Here is a 328-nt window from a genome sequence, read left to right as displayed (position 1 = left end):
ACATAGGAACGGTTATGCTCGATGAAACGCAGGCGCTGCGCAGAGCGCTCTGCATCTGACAGACTGTACTTCATCAGCATCGCTATTGCTGCGTCACGATCAATCTCACCATCCAGGTAACGTTTTGCGACCATATTGCCTGAGTAGGATAATTGCTGCAGCACCGCCTGTATCTGGTAATACAGCTCAGCCTTAGCCGGATCGATACCCGCCAGCGGAAATAAGACTGACTTCTCAAACTGCATACGTTCAGCATGCGGAAACGCGATTTCTATACCGTAGTTGGCACTGCCTTCTGCCAAAAAAGACATGGGTGAATACAGAGGAT

Annotated in this window: 1 pseudogene; it reads right to left on the bottom strand. The window is 49.7% G+C overall.

Features of this window, described 5'->3' with window-relative positions:
- Nucleotides 1-311, bottom strand: a pseudogene (locus KDM89_RS21035) (hypothetical protein); the annotation flags it as partial.
- Nucleotides 312-328 lie beyond the last annotated feature (17 nt).

Origin of the sequence: Cognatundibacterium luofuense, assembly GCF_018139685.1 — a bacterium.
GTDB lineage: Bacteria > Pseudomonadota > Gammaproteobacteria > Burkholderiales > Burkholderiaceae_D > Undibacterium > Undibacterium luofuense.
The sequence above is the reverse complement of the archived record's forward strand: the minus strand, read 5'-3'. Positions and strand labels throughout refer to the sequence as shown.